The organism is Streptomyces cellostaticus (assembly GCF_001513965.1).
GTDB classification, from domain to species: domain Bacteria; phylum Actinomycetota; class Actinomycetes; order Streptomycetales; family Streptomycetaceae; genus Streptomyces; species Streptomyces cellostaticus.
The window spans coordinates 64,637-80,860 of record NZ_KQ948037.1 but is presented as its reverse complement, the minus strand read 5'-3'; the positions used below and the strand labels follow the sequence as shown (position 1 = coordinate 80,860).

At 71.4% G+C, this 16,224-nt stretch carries 18 protein-coding genes; 11 read left to right on the top strand and 7 right to left on the bottom strand.

From position 1 onward, the window contains the following. Positions 1–5 precede the first annotated feature (5 nt). Both AQI88_RS32390 and AQI88_RS32385 read left to right on the top strand, forming a co-directional pair. The gene (locus AQI88_RS32390) at positions 6–359 is read left to right on the top strand and encodes a DivIVA domain-containing protein (RefSeq protein WP_067005995.1); all 354 of its coding nucleotides are present in this window, start codon (positions 6–8) and stop codon (positions 357–359) included. Then, a complete protein-coding gene (locus tag AQI88_RS32385; RefSeq protein ID WP_067005993.1) occupies positions 356–952 on the top strand; it encodes a DNA-3-methyladenine glycosylase I in 597 nt (198 codons plus the stop codon). Before AQI88_RS32390 ends, AQI88_RS32385 begins: the two co-directional genes overlap by 4 nt. Positions 953–965: 13 nt before the next feature. Here AQI88_RS32385 and chcB read toward each other — a convergent pair whose 3' ends face one another. Beyond that, positions 966–1,769, bottom strand: a complete 804-nt coding sequence (gene chcB, locus AQI88_RS32380) for a 2-cyclohexenylcarbonyl CoA isomerase (protein ID WP_067005991.1) — start codon at positions 1,767–1,769, stop codon at positions 966–968. 376 nt (positions 1,770–2,145) lie between these two features. On the opposite strand from chcB, the gene AQI88_RS43855 reads away from it, so the two are divergent. Then, on the top strand, positions 2,146–2,313 hold the full coding sequence (locus AQI88_RS43855) for a DUF3117 domain-containing protein (RefSeq protein ID WP_018544333.1): 168 nt from the start codon (positions 2,146–2,148) through the stop codon (positions 2,311–2,313). 110 nt (positions 2,314–2,423) lie between these two features. On the opposite strand, the gene AQI88_RS32375 is transcribed toward AQI88_RS43855, so the two are convergent. Continuing rightward, positions 2,424–3,122, bottom strand: a complete 699-nt coding sequence (locus AQI88_RS32375) for an O-methyltransferase (RefSeq protein WP_079057952.1) — start codon at positions 3,120–3,122, stop codon at positions 2,424–2,426. Between the two features lie 234 nt (positions 3,123–3,356). Here AQI88_RS32375 and sigE point away from each other — a divergent pair, with 234 nt between their 5' ends. The 5 genes from sigE to AQI88_RS32350 all read left to right on the top strand — a co-directional run bounded on the left by sigE (position 3,357) and on the right by AQI88_RS32350 (position 8,371). Continuing rightward, a complete protein-coding gene (sigE, locus tag AQI88_RS32370) occupies positions 3,357–4,070 on the top strand; it encodes an RNA polymerase sigma factor SigE (RefSeq protein WP_079057951.1) in 714 nt (237 codons plus the stop codon). Next, positions 4,067–5,065 carry an anti-sigma factor family protein gene (locus AQI88_RS32365; RefSeq protein WP_079057950.1) on the top strand — a complete coding sequence of 333 codons (999 nt, stop codon included), beginning with the start codon at positions 4,067–4,069 and terminating at the stop codon, positions 5,063–5,065. The genes sigE and AQI88_RS32365 overlap by 4 nt, the downstream gene beginning before the upstream one ends. 133 nt (positions 5,066–5,198) lie before the next feature. Further along, complete coding sequence (locus AQI88_RS32360; protein WP_067005983.1) at positions 5,199–6,938, top strand: S1C family serine protease; 1,740 nt, start codon at positions 5,199–5,201, stop codon at positions 6,936–6,938. 84 nt (positions 6,939–7,022) lie between these two features. Next, a complete protein-coding gene (locus AQI88_RS32355; protein ID WP_067005981.1) occupies positions 7,023–7,475 on the top strand; it encodes a sec-independent translocase in 453 nt (150 codons plus the stop codon). Between the two features lie 224 nt (positions 7,476–7,699). After that, entirely contained in the window at positions 7,700–8,371 is a 672-nt protein-coding gene (locus tag AQI88_RS32350) for a hypothetical protein (RefSeq protein ID WP_067005979.1), read from the top strand. Positions 8,372–8,453: 82 nt separating this feature from the next. Here AQI88_RS32350 and AQI88_RS32345 read toward each other — a convergent pair whose 3' ends face one another. The 3 genes from AQI88_RS32345 to AQI88_RS32335 are packed head-to-tail and all read right to left on the bottom strand — an operon-like array spanning position 8,454 to position 11,527. Continuing rightward, on the bottom strand, positions 8,454–9,587 hold the full coding sequence (locus tag AQI88_RS32345; RefSeq protein ID WP_067005977.1) for an Mrp/NBP35 family ATP-binding protein: 1,134 nt from the start codon (positions 9,585–9,587) through the stop codon (positions 8,454–8,456). Positions 9,588–9,630: 43 nt separating this feature from the next. Next, entirely contained in the window at positions 9,631–10,233 is a 603-nt protein-coding gene (locus AQI88_RS32340; RefSeq protein WP_067005975.1) for a DUF1003 domain-containing protein, read from the bottom strand. Further along, complete coding sequence (locus tag AQI88_RS32335; protein ID WP_067005973.1) at positions 10,223–11,527, bottom strand: magnesium transporter MgtE N-terminal domain-containing protein; 1,305 nt, start codon at positions 11,525–11,527, stop codon at positions 10,223–10,225. The genes AQI88_RS32340 and AQI88_RS32335 overlap by 11 nt, the downstream gene beginning before the upstream one ends. Before the next feature lie 190 nt (positions 11,528–11,717). On the opposite strand from AQI88_RS32335, the gene AQI88_RS32330 reads away from it, so the two are divergent. Further along, positions 11,718–12,455, top strand: a complete 738-nt coding sequence (locus AQI88_RS32330; RefSeq protein WP_167357497.1) for a hypothetical protein — start codon at positions 11,718–11,720, stop codon at positions 12,453–12,455. Positions 12,456–12,540: 85 nt separating this feature from the next. Here AQI88_RS32330 and AQI88_RS32325 read toward each other — a convergent pair whose 3' ends face one another. Together AQI88_RS32325 and AQI88_RS32320 are read right to left on the bottom strand one after the other, a co-directional pair. Then, complete coding sequence (locus AQI88_RS32325) at positions 12,541–13,053, bottom strand: hypothetical protein (RefSeq protein ID WP_067005971.1); 513 nt, start codon at positions 13,051–13,053, stop codon at positions 12,541–12,543. Between the two features lie 23 nt (positions 13,054–13,076). Beyond that, positions 13,077–14,207, bottom strand: coding sequence for a magnesium and cobalt transport protein CorA (locus AQI88_RS32320; protein ID WP_067005969.1), 1,131 nt, complete (start codon positions 14,205–14,207; stop codon positions 13,077–13,079). A gap of 458 nt (positions 14,208–14,665) precedes the next feature. Between AQI88_RS32320 and AQI88_RS32315 the strand changes: the two genes are divergently transcribed. After that, positions 14,666–15,262, top strand: coding sequence for a suppressor of fused domain protein (locus tag AQI88_RS32315; RefSeq protein WP_067005966.1), 597 nt, complete (start codon positions 14,666–14,668; stop codon positions 15,260–15,262). Between the two features lie 186 nt (positions 15,263–15,448). Next, on the top strand, positions 15,449–16,090 hold the full coding sequence (locus AQI88_RS32310) for a DUF6758 family protein (RefSeq protein ID WP_067005964.1): 642 nt from the start codon (positions 15,449–15,451) through the stop codon (positions 16,088–16,090). Positions 16,091–16,224: the final 134 nt, after the last annotated feature.

Here is a 16,224-nt window from a genome sequence, read left to right as displayed (position 1 = left end):
TAGCGATGGTTATGTTCTTGTTCCTGGTCGTCGCCCTCGCCGTCGTGGTGGCCGCGGTGACACTCGCCGTGGTGGGCGGCGGCGAGAGCGGCCCGCTGCCCGAGGCGGCCCCGGAGCGGCTGCAGGACCCACTGCCCCCGGACCGCCCGGTCGGCAGGGCGGACGTGGAGAGCCTGCGCTTCCCGCTCGCCCCGCGCGGCTACCGCATGGCCGACGTGGACGACGCGCTCGGCCGCCTCGGCGCGGAGCTCGCCGAGCGGGACGCCCGTATCGCCGACCTGGAGTCCGCGCTGGCCGGCGCCCGCGCCGCCGCCGCGCACGCCCGGCTGGACAAGCACAGTCAGGAGGAGCAGCGATGAGCGACGGAGCAGCACTCGCCGGGCCCGACGGCGCGCTGCGCTGCCCGTGGGCCCTGTCCACCGAGGACTACGTCTCGTACCACGACGAGGAGTGGGGCCGTCCGGTCCACGGCGACGACGCCCTCTTCGAGCGGATCAGCCTGGAGGCCTTCCAGTCGGGCCTGTCCTGGATCACGATCCTGCGCCGCCGCCCCGGCTTCCGCGCGGCGTTCGCGGACTTCCGGATCGAGAAGGTCGCCGCGTTCACGGACGAGGACCGCGAGCGGCTGCTGGCCGACCCGGGCATCATCCGCAACCGCGCCAAGGTCGACGCGACCCTCGCCAACGCGCGCGTGCTCGCCGACTGGGCGGAGGGCGAGCTGGACGACTTCATCTGGTCCCACGCCCCCGGCCCGGCCGCCCGCCCGGCCCCGAAGACCCTCGCCGACGTCCCCGCGGTCACCCCGGAGTCGACGGCCCTGTCGAAGGCACTGAAGAAGCGGGGCCTCAGATTCGTCGGCCCGACGACGGCGTATGCGCTGATGCAGGCATGCGGGCTGGTGAACGATCACTTGGAAACCTGTGTGAGCCGAACCAGCCCACCTGCCCGCTAGCCGCTCGGCGACCTCAGCGGCCCAGGTACTTCGGCTTCTCCTTGTTCACGAAGGCCTGAACGGCGATCGTGTGGTCCTCCGACCGACCCGCCCGCGTCTGCAGCTCGTCCTCCTTCTCCAGCGTCTCGGCGAGGGAGTGCGTCAGCCCGTAGGCCACCGCCTCCTTGATCGCCGCGTAGGCCACGGTCGGGCCCTCGGCCAGGGCCCGCGCCACCTTCTCGCCCTCGGCACGCAGCTCGGCGGAGGGCACCAAGCGGTTGGCGATGCCCAGCTCCAGGGCGTCCTGGGCGCTGATGCTGCGCGGGAAGAGCAGCAGGTCGGCGGCGCGGCCGGGGCCGACCACCCGGGGCAGCGTCCAGGAGATGCCGGAGTCCGCGGTCAGGGCGACGCCCGCGAAGGAGGTGTTGAAGGACGCCGTGTCGGCCACCACCCGGTAGTCCGCGGCGAGCGCGAAGCCGAAGCCGGCCCCGGCCGCCACCCCGTTCACCGCGGCGACCACCGGCTTCGGCGCCCCGGCCAGCGCCTTCACGATCGGGTTGTAGTGCTCCTTGACCGTGCTCATCGTCTGCCCGGACCCCGTCTCACGGTCCGACGCCAGCAGCCCGATGTGCTCCTTGAGGTCCTGGCCCACGCAGAACGCCCGCTCGCCGGCGGCGGTCAGCAGGATCGCCCGTACGGCGGTGTCCCGGGCCGCGGATTCCGCCGCGTCCCTCAGGGCGACCTTGGTGGCGATGTTCAGCGCGTTCATCGCCTCGGGGCGGTTCAGCGTGATCGTCGCGAGTCCGTCGCTCACCTCGTAGAGCACGGTGTCGGCCATGGCGCATCCCCTCCGGTGTCACGACTGGTGACGTACCGCTCAGTACGTCGCTGTCTGAAGGACAGCATGGCGGAGATCGCGGTCCAAGGGCCGGACCCGACGTGTGACCTGCGTCAAAGAAAACCGGAGCGGAGTCGGCCGCAGGACGTTCGAGGGGTTGCGCAGTATCGCAGTCACATCGCCGAATTGAGTGGTTTTGCTCGCGCGCGTTGCCCAAGCGATGCCGACTGATGTTGGTCATCGGGTCCTGGGATGCGGGATAATGGCTTGGAAGCAATGTGTTCGATGCCGGTGTCGCTTGTCCGTTACGGACTGTGGCTGCCCTGCCAGGGGGCCGTCGGCAGACGATGAGCTGGTTTCAGGAAGGGGAACGAGCATGGCGGCCATGAAGCCGCGGACGGGCGATGGCCCGCTCGAGGTGACCAAGGAGGGGCGGGGCATCGTCATGCGCGTTCCGCTCGAAGGCGGCGGTCGGCTTGTCGTCGAGCTGACCCCTGACGAGGCCGAGGCGCTCGGCGACGCCCTCAAGAAGGTCGTCGTCTGACGCGCCCGCGATCCTGTCCTTCCGGCTGCCCCGGCATCGTATGAGGTGCCGGGGCAGCCGCGTCTTTGGGCCCCGCACTCCGGGGGTCGTCGTGCGACCCCTTTAGGGGGTCACCGTTTGACGGCGCACAGCAGGCCGTCGCCCACCGGAAGCAGCGACGTCACCAGTTCCTGGCTCTCCCGCACCGTGCGCAGCAGCTCCCGCAGCCGCAGCACCTCGGTCGGCTGCGGTCCCGAGTCGACCGTACGGCCGTTGGCGAAGACGCCCTCGAAGACCACCAAGCCCCCCGGGCGCAGCAGCCGCAACGATTCAGCGAGGTAGTCCGAGTACTCCTGCCGGTCCCCGTCGCAGAACACGAGGTCGTAGCCGGCGTCCGCGAGCCGCGGCAGCACGTCCAGGGCGCGGCCCGGTATGAACCGGGCCCGGTTGCTGGCGAACCCACAGGCCCGGAACGCCTGCCGGGCGAACTGCTGGTGCTCCGGTTCCGGATCGACCGTGGTGAGTACCCCGTCCGGGCGCATGCCGTGCAGCAGATGGATACCGGAGACCCCGCAGCCGGTGCCGATCTCCGCGACCGCCTTCGCGTCCACGGAGGCAGCGAGCAGTCGCAGCGCGGCGCCCGCGCCGGGCGACACCGAGCGCAGCCCTGCCTCCCGGGCCCGGTCACGGGCCCAGCGCAGCGCTTCGTCCTCGGCGACAAAGGCGTCGGCGAACGCCCAGCTCGTCTGCTGGTTGCCGGTAATGGCCCTCTCCTGTCCCCGTGGATGCCTGGGCGTGACTGTATCCGTTGGTGCCGGGAACCCGCAGATGGGACTGGGCGTTTAAAGGGTTGAGCCGGTGACCCGGGACGCGACGGGGGGTAAGAGGTGGAACAGGACGCCGAGCACATGCTGACGCAGCCGTATGAGCTGTATCAGCGCGTATCAAATTCTCGTAAAACCGCTTATCCGGAGCTAACGGGCGAGGTGGCTATGGTAGGGGCTCCACTGGACACCACCAGAGCCGACAGGGGAGGTGCGGCTGCGCCTGTGGATCGGGGAGGAGTGCTACGGCGCTTTCTCGGATCGGCAGGGAAGCCGAAATCCGTGAACGACACTGCTGCCGACAGCCACGCCACCGGTTTTGCCGCCGGCGACACCCAGACCGCGACCTTCTCCACCGACGCGGACGGGCAGGCCTGGACTCCGCCCACGTGGGAGGAGATCGTCAGCACGCACAGCGGCCGGGTCTACCGGCTCGCCTACCGCCTCACGGGCAACCAGCACGACGCCGAGGACCTGACCCAGGAGGTCTTCGTCCGCGTCTTCCGCTCCCTGTCGACGTATTCGCCGGGCACGTTCGAGGGCTGGCTGCACCGCATCACCACCAACCTCTTCCTGGACATGGTCCGGCGCAAGCAGCGCATCCGCTTCGACGCCCTCGGCGAGGACGCGGCCGAGCGCCTGCCCAGCCGCGAGCCCAGCCCGCAGCAGCTCTTCAACGACGCCCACTTCGACGCGGACGTCCAGCAGGCGCTCGACACCCTTGCGCCCGAGTTCCGCGCCGCGGTCGTCCTGTGCGACATCGAAGGACTGTCGTACGAGGAGATCGCCGCGACCCTCGGCGTGAAGCTCGGCACGGTCCGCTCCCGTATCCACCGCGGCCGCTCCCAGCTGCGCAAGGCCCTGGCCCACCGTTCGCCCGAGGCGCGGAAGGCCGAGCGGCGCTCCTTCATGCCCCGCGTCCCCGCTCTGGGAGGAGGGGGCGCGACCGCGTGAGTGGATCACGACCGAAAGCTGCGGAGGCGCACCTCGCAGAGCAGCACCTGGGAGACCGGCTCTCCGCCCTGGTGGACGGAGAGCTGGGTCATGAGTCGCGCGAGCGCGTCCTCGCCCACCTGGCCACCTGTGCCCGGTGCAAGGCGGAGGCGGACGCCCAGCGCCGACTGAAGAACGTGTTCGCGGAGGCGGCCCCACCGCCGCCCTCGGAGAGCTTCCTGGCCCGTCTCCAGGGCCTGCCCGGGGGTGGTGACGCGGACGACGACGGCACTCCGTCCGCCGGGGGAGGACTCTTCGGACGGGGCCCGGAGGCCGGGGTCTTCGGGCTCAGGCGCGGCGAGCGCTTCGAGTTCGGCTACGTCCCCGTCGGCCCGCACGCCGGCGCCGCTCCCGCTTCCGCGCCCGAGGAGCGCGGTTTCCGGATCCATCCCGTCGGCCGGCCCGACGACCGCTCCGCCTCTCGCGGACTGCGGTTCGCGTTCGCCGCCGCCGGCGCGGTGTCGCTGGCCGCCGTCGCCCTCGGCGGCGTGACCACCGCCATCCCCGGCGACATGGCCGCGGACGCCCGCGGCTCCGGCTCCGGCAATGTGACCCCGGTGCGTTCGGCGGGCACCGGCGCGGGGGCGGCCACCTCCGACACCCAGCGCCGCCGCGCGGTGGGACCGCTGCTCGTCCAGGGCAGCAGCCTGCTCGGCCAGACATCGGTGGCGCCGACCTCCATGTCCGCGCCGCTGCTGCCCGGAGTGCCGAACCCGGGCACCGGGCGGGTCCGGGACGCCGTGCACGACCTGACCACACCGGTGATGGCGGGCGCGGCCGCGGTGTCCCCGCTGATACGCCCGCTGAGCGACATCTCGCCGTTCTCCCTGACCGCCTGGACCGCGACCCCCGGGACGACCGGCCCCGGCCCGCTGTCCGCCCCCGTCCCCGACACCACCCCCGCTCCGTCCGCTCCCTCCGTCTCTCCCCCCACCGCCCCCCGCCAGGCGCCCTGACCGGCCTCTGCGCCGCGGCCCCCGAACCTGGTTGAATCCTGTGAGGCCGTGCCCGCGGCGGTGACCCGGGCACGGGGTCGATGTTCCGCGGCCACCGCCGACGCGCGCGGCCGCGGCCAGCCGTGGGGAGAGCATGAACGAGGGGAACCCGACGCACGTCCCGCCGGGGGAGCAGCAGGAGCAGGCCGAGCCGCTCACCGACGGCGACTTCGAACTGGCGAAGCCCGCGCCGGTTGCCCCAGGAGGCGTAGGGGGCGGCGTGGACGCGGGTGATGCGGCTGTGCCGGGCACAGCCGAGCCGGTGGTGGCCGAGCCGGGGCCGGACCCGCTCGGGCCGGGCGGACCGGCCGTCGAGCGGCCCAAGCCCCTGCACGACCCCGATCCCTACAGCACCCCGCCCTACGGCGAACCGGGCCCCTGGGCGCCCGCGCCGCCGGTCCAGCACCCGGCGGCGGCACCGGCGCAGGGGGCGGCCGTGACGGCACCGGCAGCCGCGCAGACACCGGCGCAGACGACACCGCCCGCGCCCGCGCATGCCGCCCCGCCTCAGGCCGTACCCGCTGCTGCCCCGGCACCGGCAGCCCCGTCCCCCGCCGCACCGGTGGAGCCGGCCGCATCGGCACCCGGGGCTGCGGGCGTGGCCGGGGCGTCCGGTGACCCGTGGCAGCGCTACGACCCCTGGGCCGCCCCCTCGGCCGGGCAGCAGCCCCTCGTGACCGGACCGCTGCAGCAGACCGGGGCCGGGGTGCTCACCGAGCGACAGCGCCGTAGGCGGGGAAGGCGGATGCTCCTCGCGTGGACCCTGCTGGTCGCCGTCGTGTCCAGCGGCATCGGCGGGCTCGTCGGCGCCTATGTCGAGCGCGAGGGCGTGGGGGACGTACACCTGCCGCAGGCCGGAAAGGTGCCCGCCGGACGTGCGCCGGACAGCGTGGCCGGGATAGCCGCCCGGGCCCTGCCCAGCGTCGTGACGCTGCACGTACGCGGGTCCGACGAAGCGGGCACCGGCACCGGCTTCGTCCTCGACGCCCGCGGGCACATCCTCACCAACAACCACGTCGTCCAGCCGGCCTCGTCCGGCGGTGAGATATCCGTGACCTTCAGCAGCGGCGCCACCGCCAAGGCCAAGGTCGTCGGCCACGACAGCGGATACGACCTCGCCGTCGTCCAGGTCAGCGGCGTCCGCGGACTCACCCCCATGCCCCTCGGCAACTCCGACGACGTCCAGGTCGGCGATCCCGTCGTCGCCATCGGCGCCCCCTTCGACCTGGCCAACACCGTCACCGCGGGCATCATCAGCGCCAAGGAACGGCCCATCACGGCCGGCGGTGAGAAGGGCGACGGGAGCGATGTCAGCTACGTCGACGCGCTCCAGACCGACGCGCCCATCAACCCGGGCAACTCCGGCGGTCCCCTCCTCGACTCCCGGGCCCAGGTCATCGGCATCAACTCCGCCATCCGCTCGGCCGACGACGGCTCCGACTCCGACAGCGGACAGGCCGGCTCCATCGGCCTCGGCTTCGCCATCCCCATCAACCAGGCCAGGCGGGTCGCCGAGGAACTGATCAACACGGGCCATGCCACCCACCCCGTGATCGGCGTCACCCTCGACATGGGCTACACCGGCGACGGCGCCCGCATCGACACCAAGGCCGGCGACGGCGGCCCCGCCGTCGCCAAGGGTGGCCCCGGCGACCGGGCCGGCCTCAGGGCGGGCGACGTCATCACCGAGGTCGACGGGGAGCGTGTCCACTCGGGCGAGGAACTGATCGTCAAGATCCGCGCCCACCGGCCCGGCGACCGGCTGCGCCTGACGGTCGAGCACGGCGACGAGCGGGAGGCCTCACTGGTGCTGGGCGCTTCGGAGCAGAACTGACAGAAGTCTCACCTCGGGACGGTACCGGTCGGCCAGCCGGGCCGGGTACCGTTGAGCGACCGAGGACATCACAAGGAGCGTCAGGTGTTCAATGACATAGGACCACTGGAGCTGGTGACGATCGTTGTGATCGCCGTGCTCGTCTTCGGTCCGGACAAGCTCCCCAAGGTCATCCAGGACGTGACGCGCACGATCCGGAAGATCCGTGAGTTCTCGGAGAGCGCCAAGCAGGACATCCGCAGCGAGCTGGGCCCCGAGTTCAAGGACTTCGAGTTCGAGGACCTCAACCCCAAGACGTTCATCCGCAAGCAGCTGGACAACGATGAACTGGGGCTGAAGGAGATCCGCAACGGCTTCGACCTGAAGAAGGAGATGGCCGAGGTCACGGACGCCGTCAACGTCCGCGACAGCGAGGCCTCGTCGTCGTCCTCCTCCCCGTCTCCCTCGTCCTCGTCCGGCGGGCATATCGACATGACCAAGAAGCCCGAGGAGCCCGGCAAGGACGACCGTCCGCCCTTCGACGCGGACGCCACTTAGCAGACCCCGACACGCGGACCGAGCGGCGTACGTGACGCGTTTCATAGCGCGCACCCGCCGTACACGGCGCGAACGGGCCGCCAGAGCGACCCACGCGCCGGGCGCTTTCCCTGCCGCTCTCAGCGGTGTGGATATGCTGCCGAGTTGTTGTGCGGACCGGACGAGTACGCCCGAAGGGGGGCGGGCCGCCCCGGTCCGACGAGAGCGAGGAGGCGTCCGGGCAGATGGAGACGACGAGTCGGGTGGGCGCGCAGGCGCCGGCCGCGGAGGGCGGACAGCAGTTCCTCATCGCCCGGCGCACGGTCGACGGCTACCTGCGGGCGCCCTTTCCGTGGTACGGCCTCGACGAGGCGTTCACGGGGGCGCGTTGGCTGATGCAGGTCGGCATGGCGGCCGACGGTGCCGTCGAGCACGGTTCGATCGGGCACGGTGACGAGCCCACCGTACGCAACGAGCATGTCGCCGGGTCCGCGGACGAGCCGAGGGAGAAGTTCGCGGTCGTGGTCACCGTGGCGGCGAATCCGTCCCGCAGGAGTGCGGACGGCACAGGGCTGATGGAGGCGACCTCGGTGTCCTCGGCGGCGTGGCTGGCGGGGGTGGGGCTGCTGTCGTTCACCTGGCCCGGGCAGATGGACCACAGCCTGCGGGACGACTGGCTGGAGCAGCAGACGGAGACCGCGTGGGCCCTGGCCGACGATCTCGGCGGGTCCGAGTGGTCCACGCTGTCGCTTCCGGTGGACGGGGTGCCGGCCTCGTTCCACTACCGGGAGTCGGAGTTCGGCTGGGTGCTTGCCGGTTCCACCGAGGCGGGCGTGCATCTGGGGGCCTATGGGCGGGGGATGAGCGCTTATGGGCTCGGGTTCTCCGTGGTGAAGGACATCACCGCGTACGCCTAGCCGGCGGGGTGCTACGGAAAAGGGGCGCCGATTCGTTTCGGCGCCCCTTGAGTACTCACCTGAGTACTCACCCCGAGGTGACTCAGAACTTGTTCTTCGGTGTGAGCCCCAGCGACAGGCCCGACAGGCCCCGCTGACGGCCCCCCAGCTTGCCCGCGATCGAGCGCAGGGCCGAGCCCGCCGGGGAGTCCGGGTCGGTCAGGACCACCGGCTTGCCCTCGTCGCCGCCCTCGCGCAGGCGGACGTCGATCGGGATGCTGCCGAGGACCGGGACCGTCGCGCCCGTGGTGCGGGTCAGGCCGTCGGCGACCATCTGGCCGCCGCCCGTGCCGAAGACGTCGACCATCTCGTCGCAGTGCGGGCAGGGCAGGCCGGACATGTTCTCGACCACGCCGACGATCTTCTGGTGGGTCTGCACCGCGATGGAGCCCGCGCGCTCGGCCACCTCGGCCGCCGCCTGCTGAGGCGTCGTCACCACCAGGATCTCGGCGTTCGGGACCAGCTGGGCGACCGAGATCGCGATGTCGCCGGTGCCGGGCGGCAGGTCCAGGAGCAGGACGTCCAGGTCGCCCCAGTAGACGTCCGCCAGGAACTGCTGGAGCGCGCGGTGCAGCATCGGGCCGCGCCAGACGACCGGGGCGTTGCCAGGGGTGAACATGCCGATGGAGATCACCTTCACGCCGTTCGCGGACGGCGGCATGATCATGTTCTCGACCTGGGTCGGGCGGCCGTCCGCGCCCAGCATGCGCGGCACCGAGTGGCCGTAGATGTCGGCGTCCACGACACCGACCTTCAGACCGTCGGCCGCCATCGCCGCCGCCAGGTTCACCGTCACCGAGGACTTGCCGACGCCGCCCTTGCCGGAGGCGACCGCGTAGACCCGGGTGAGGCTGCCCGGCTTGGCGAAGGGGACCTCGCGCTCGGCCTGGCCGCCGCGCAGCGCGTTCGCCAGTTCCTTGCGCTGCTCGTCGCTCATCACGTCGAGCGTGACGTCGACGCGGGTGACGCCGTCGACCCGGGAGACCGCCTCGGTCACACGCTGGGTGATCGTCTCGCGCATGGGGCAGCCGGAGACCGTCAGGTACACGGTGACCGCGACCGCGCCGTCCTCCCCGATCTCCACCGATTTGACCATCCCGAGTTCGGTGATGGGTCGGTTGATCTCGGGGTCGTTCACCGTCGCCAGTGCCTCGCGCACCGCGTCTTCCGTAGCCATAAGGACGATGGTACGGCGCGCCGAGGGGCCTGCGGGTAGCCCTTCAGCGGTCGTCTGCGTCACGTCCCGGCGACCGTTCTGCCCGTTCCGCCGGGAATACGACATGGCCGTCGTGCCGCCGCCGCTCCTCCAGCTCCTTGACCACGTCCTGCAGCTCGGAGCGGATCCAGTCGCGGGTCGCCACCTCGCCCAGGCCCGTGCGCAGCGCGGCGATCTCCCGGGTCAGGTACTCGGTGTCGGCGATCGACCGCTCGTTCTGCTTACGGTCCTGCTCCAGGTTGACCCGGTCGCGGTCGTCCTGTCTGTTCTGCGCGAGCAGGATCAGCGGGGCGGCGTAGGAGGCCTGCAGGGACAGCATCAGGGTCAGGAAGATGAACGGGTAGTTGTCGAAGCGCAGGCTCGCCGGCGCGACGATGTTCCACACCACCCACAGGATGATGACGACCGTCATCCAGACGATGAAGCGCCCCGTGCCCAGGAAACGGGCGATCTTCTCCGACAGCCGGCCGAAGGCCTCCGGGTCCCACTCGGGCAGGAACCGGCGCCGGGGCGGGCGCGGCTGGTCCAGACGGGGCGCACGGTGCCGGGGGGCGGCCGTGGCGCCCGTCGGCGTGCGCTCGCGGGTGCTCTCGCGCTCAGGAGCCATGGGCACTCGCCCCCTCGCTCGCCGCCCCGGTCTCGTCGTTCAGGTGGAACTCCGTCTCCCGCCAGTCCTCGGGCAGCATGTGGTCGAGCACGTCGTCCACGGTCACCGCGCCGAGCAGCGACCCGGACTCGTCCACGACGGGCGCGGCGACCATGTCGTACGTGGCGAAGAACCCGGCGACGACGGGCAGCGCCGCGTCGGGGTCCAGGGGCTGCAGGTCGTCGTCGACGAGCGAGCTGACCAGGGTGTACGGGGGGTCCCGCAACAGTCGCTGGAAGTGGACCGTGCCCAGGTACTTGCCGGTCGGGGTCTCGTCGGGCGGGCGGCATACGTAGACCTGGGCGGCGAGGGCGGGGGAGAGGTCCGCGTTGCGGACCCGGGCGAGCGCGTCGGCGACGGTGGCGTCCGGGCGCAGCACGATCGGCTCGGTGGTCATCAGACCGCCCGCGGTGTGCTCCTCGTACGACATCAGGCGCCGCATGTCGGCCGCGTCGGCGGGCTCCATCAGACTCAGCAGCCGCTCCTGGTCCTCCTCCGGCAGTTCGGAGAGCAGGTCGGCCGCGTCGTCCGGGTCCATGGCCTCCAGGACGTCCGCCGCGCGCTCCTCCTTCAGCTTGCCGAGGATCTCGATCTGGTCGTCCTCCGGCAGCTCCTCGAGCACGTCGGCCAGACGGTCGTCGTCCAGGGCGGCGGCGACCTCGGCGCGCCGCTTGGCGGAGAGGTGGTGCAGGACGTTGGCGAGGTCGGCGGGGCGCAGCTGCTCGAAGGTGGCGAGCAGGCTCTCGGCGCCCTGTCCGTGCTCCTCCAGCGAGAAGCCGGTGACGGCCGACCACTCCACGGTCAGCGTCTCGCCCTTGGCCCGCCGGAAGGCGCCGCCCTTCTTGCCCTTGCGGACGAAGACGCGGTCGACCTCCCAGTCCCGGCGGGCGGGCAGCTGCTGCACGGACACGTCGAGGACGGTGACCTCCTCGCCGGCCTCCACCAGCGTCACCCGCCGGTCCAGCAGCTCCCCGAAGACCAGCCGCTCGGTGGGCCGCTGCTCGAAGCGGCGGACGTTCACCACCCCGGTCGTGATGACCTGCCCCGACTCGATGCCGGTGACCCGGGTCATGGGCAGGAAGATACGGCGCCGGGTGGACAGCTCGACGACCAGCCCGAGGACGCGCGGAGGCCGCCGTCCGACGCGCAGCATGACGACCAGATCGCGCACGCGGCCCACCTGGTCGCCGGTCGGATCGAAGACGGGGACCCCGGCGACGTGCGAGACGAAGATCCGGGGGGCGCCGGCTGCCATGACTGTGCTTCCTTTTCGTGGGGATCGTGTGGATTGCTCAGATGTGACCGCTCGGGTGCGCTTCAGGCTAGCTCGTCCTGATCGGGTACGCCCTGGTGGGCCGTCCGGACGGACTGGGACCGTCGGGCGGGCGGAGCCCCGGTACGCTGCCGTACGCCGCTCAGGAACCGTCAGAAAGGCAGCACCACCTGTGACTGCGATTCCCCAGGGCCGTACCCGCCGGGCCGCGCTGGCGACCGCGACATGCGCGCTGGCTGTGACGGGAGCGATGGTGCTGACGGGGTGCAGCGAGAATCCGGACGCGGGGACCAACGGGGTCGGCAAGCTGTCCGCCGACCAGATCCAGGCGAAGACGCGGGCCGCGGCGCAGACGGCGCCTGCGGTGCGGCTGTCGGGGACCGTGGTCACCAGTGGCCGTACGTACACGCTGGACATGCAGCTGAAGGCCGAGGGCGGTACCGGCTCGGTCACCTCCGAGGGGGCGACGTTCCGGCTGCTGCGGGTCGGCAAGCAGCTGTATCTGAAGGCCGACGCGGACTTCTGGAACCATGCGGGCGGCAGCGGCGGCACCGCCGGCAAGCTCGACGGCAAGTACGTGAAGGTGCCGCAGGGGGATCCCGCGTACAAGAAGTTCAGCGGCTTCACGGACAAGGACCTCCTCCTCGACGGTCTGCTGACGCTGCACGGCAAGCTGGCGGCGGACGGCCACCACGACCAGTCCGGCACCCCCACGATCCGCATCACCGGCGACTCCGGCTCCGGCGGCACCCTCGACGTCTCCCTGAAGGGCACGCCGTATCCGCTCCGCCTGGAGCGGGGCGGCAGCGCGGGCACCCTGCGCTTCTCGGACTGGGGCAAGGACTTCGCCGTGACCGACCCTGCGAAGTCGGAGACGGTGGATTACGGCAGGCAGCTGCCGACGTCGTAGGTCACCCGAATCCGCCGCAACGGTGATCGGTCACGACGCACATCTGCGGCGGTGCCGGACCCTGCCCGGCCCCGGCGTTACTTCGTCACTTCTTCCGGCGCCCGGCCAGCAGCCGCGGCAAGCCCGCCGGGATCGGCTGACGCGTGGTCGCCGGAGACGGCACCGGGCGCTGTGCCAGGCTGCCGGCGGGCAACGGCACGGAAGGCCCCGTCGGCACCAGGCGGAGCACCCTGCACTCGCGGGCCCAGCGGCCCGGCATCTGCTCGCCGTCGGGGGCGTTCAAGCGCTTCCCCTTCAGCTCGGCGACCGCCGCTTCCCACTCCGGCGAGCCCGCGGCCAGCTCGGACACGGTCGCCGGCCAGCTCACCAGCCGGCCGCCCTTGTCCTTGCTGCGCACGGTCACCTCGGCGGCTCCGCCGTCGGTCAGAGCGGGCAGCGGCTGCTCCCCGGGCCCGTCGCCGACCAGGCACACCGCACCCTCGTGCCACACGTGCCACAGCGCACGCGCCGCCGGGGCCCCGGCACCCTTGACCCAGATGAGGCCGGACTTCTTGGTGGCCTCCTCGATCAGGGCCTGGTCGAGCAGCTCGCTTGTCATGCGCTCAGCCTATCCAGCCCCGCTCACAGCCAGCCGTTGCGCTTGAGCGTGCGGTGGATGCCCAGACACAGGACGACCGTGATGCCCATGATCACTGGGTATCCGTACTTCCAGTGCAGCTCGGGCATGTGCTTGAAGTTCATGCCGTACACCCCGCACACCATCGTCGGCACGGCGATGATCGCCGCCCAGGCGGTGATCTTGCGCATGTCCTCGTTCTGCGCGACCGACGCCTGAGCGAGGTTGGCCTGGAGGATGGAGTTGAGGAGTTCGTCGAAGCCCAGCACCTGCTCCTGGACGCGGGCGAGGTGGTCGGCGACGTCCCGGAAGTACTTCTGGATGTCCGGGTCGACCAGCCGCATCGGCCGCTCGCTCAGCAGCTGCATCGGCCGCAGCAGCGGAGCCACCGCCCGCTTGAACTCCAGCACCTCCCGCTTGAGTTGGTAGATCCGCGCCGAGTCCACACCGCGCGAGACCCCGCCTCTGCGGCCGGGCGAGAAGACCTCGGTCTCCACCTCGTCGATGTCGTCCTGCACCGCGTCGGCCACCGCGATGTAGCCGTCCACGACATGGTCGGCGATGGCGTGCAGCACGGCCGAGGGCCCCTTCGCGAGCAGCTCGGGGTCGTCCTGCAGCCGGTGCCGCAGCGCCCGCAGGGAGCCCTGGCCGCCGTGCCGGACGGTGATGAAGAAGTCCCGGCCGGTGAAGCACATGACCTCGCCGGTCTCGACCACCTCGCTGTTGGCGGTCAGCTCGTCGTGCTCGACGTAGTGGATGGTCTTGAAGACGGTGAAGAGCGAGTCGTCGTACCGCTCCAGCTTGGGCCGCTGATGGGCCTGCACCGCGTCCTCGACGGCCAGCGGGTGCAGCCCGAACTCGGCGGCGATACCCGCGAATTCCGACTCGGTCGGCTCGTGCAGGCCGATCCACACGAACCCGCCGTCACGGCGCACCAGCCGCATCGCCTCGTGCGGGGTCAGCGGCTTGCTGCTCGGGACCCGGGAACCGTCGCGGTAGACGGCGCAGTCGACGACGGCCGAGGGCGTTGCGGGGTCGCGCGTGGTGTCGTACGAGACGCTCGTGCTCGTCTGCTTGCGCAGCAAGGGACGAGTGGAGGGGCGGACCACGGCGCGCAGGTCTCGGATCATCGACATGGGCAGGCTCCTTCGCAGGCGGGCAGCGACAGCGCGCGGCGACGGGTGGAACTACCCGGAATGAGGACGTCCTGACTGCGGATGTTTGGCACGTCCACAAAGCGGGGAGCACCGCACCGTTGCGGTGGCGACTTCGCTGCTGATGCAGAACTGATTCAGGTCAGACAGATCAGGCAAAGCGAAACGAAGTGCTCTTCCGAACAACGAAGCGAAAAGGAAGGCGGCAGCCAGCCGGGAACCAGATCAGCAGCCGGAAGAGCGAGTGGTACTACCAGGTCGACTTCGATCCATGACAGCCCCACCTCCTCCGGCCGGTCCCTCGTAAGGGAGACTCATCGGCGTCGGGACTCGATAGCGACGCTTCTGCGTGCTGCCCCGAACTACCGGCTCAGCGTAGCAGTCACCCGAAGTGTCAAGGTGCCGCTTTGCCCGCTACTGACGAGTTCTATGCTCACCGCATGGTTGATGTTCTTCCTCTGGTCGAGGCACGGTTGAGCACTTCGCTGGGTGAACCGGACGCGCGCGCCGCGGTCACCTTCCTCGGTACGGACCGCATCGAGGTGCTCCGCTTCCAGGATTCCGATCAAGAGGGAGCCGTGGTCCGCTACGCCACGCTCGGCATGTCGGTGCACCCCATGACGGACCCCACGGCCATGCTCGCCGACCCCGTCAAGGGCCCCCGCGCCGAGCTGGTGCTGTCCGTCCGCGCGGGTCTCGCGGACACCGACAAGGTGCTCCGCGCACTCGCGGTACTCGCCGCGTCCCCGCAGGTGGAAGGCGTGGTGGTGGCCCCCGGCGCCTCCCTGGAGGTGGGTGAGCCGCTGTGGCCCGGCGCCCCCTTCACCTCGGTCCTGGTGGGCGAACCCGGCGGCCTCGTCGAGGATCTGGAGCTGGACGAGCCGATGGATCCCGTGCGGTTCCTGCCGCTGCTGCCGATGACCCCGAACGAGGCCGCCTGGAAGCGGGTGCACGGCGCGCAGGCCCTCCAGGAGCGCTGGCTCGCGAACGGGACGGACCTGAGGGATCCCGTCCGCAGGTCCGTCCCGCTCGACTGATCCGGAGGTGACCGAACTCACCAACACAAGGCTGAAATCGGCCAGTTGGCAAAGGCGGCGTACGAGGGCCACCACCGGGCCCGGCACCGCGGTGGCCGCCGCGGTGCCGTGGTGACGTGGCCGCGTTCCGTCCGGACGGGTGATCGTCCTTGACGTGGGCGGGCCGGGGTAGGACCGTGGAGCCCTATGAGGGGCGAACCCAGTTGCCCGAAGTGTGGTGGCCGGGTCAGGGCTCCCGGCCTTTTCGCCGATTCCTGGCAGTGCGACGTGCACGGGACGGTGTATCCGCTGCAGCCCGTGATCCCGCCCAGCGTCGAGGCGCTCAACGTCGTGGTGCACCGCACACAGGTTCCGGTGTGGATGCCGTGGCCGCTGTCGATCGGGTGGCTGTTCACGGGCGTGACCTATGCGGGGGACGACCGCAGCGGCGGTCGCGCCAGCGCCGTGGCCTGCTCCGGCCCCGGCCCGCTCGGCGGTATGGGTGAGCTGATCCTGGTCGCCGAGGAACTCGGCGTCGGCCTCGGCGCGCGGTACGCGGGCATCGACGGCCCCGACCCGGGGCCGTACCTGAACGTCGAGAAGCCGCCCCAGGCCAAGGTCCTGGCCGCCGGCCGGCCGACCCCGCTCTGGCATGTCTCCGGCGCGCCCGACGACCGTGCCGTCTTCGCGGGCGAGGCCCTGGGGCTGTGGCTGTGGGCGGTGGTGTGGCCCGAGCAGTCCGGGCTGCTCATGTACGACGAGCTGGTGCTGACGGATCTGCGGGATGCGGGGGCCGAGTTGGACCTGGTGCCCTGCGGGGCGTTGTCGCCGCGCTTGCTTCGGCCGTAGGGCGGGGGAGTTTCGGGGGTGTGCGGGTCGTTGCCGGGTGCGGGTCTGTCGTGGCTGGTCGCGCCCCGCGGCGGAGCCGCTGACGGACACGGCCCGGCGCCCCTGGCGGCTGCGCCGCCCCGGGGTGGGTGTGT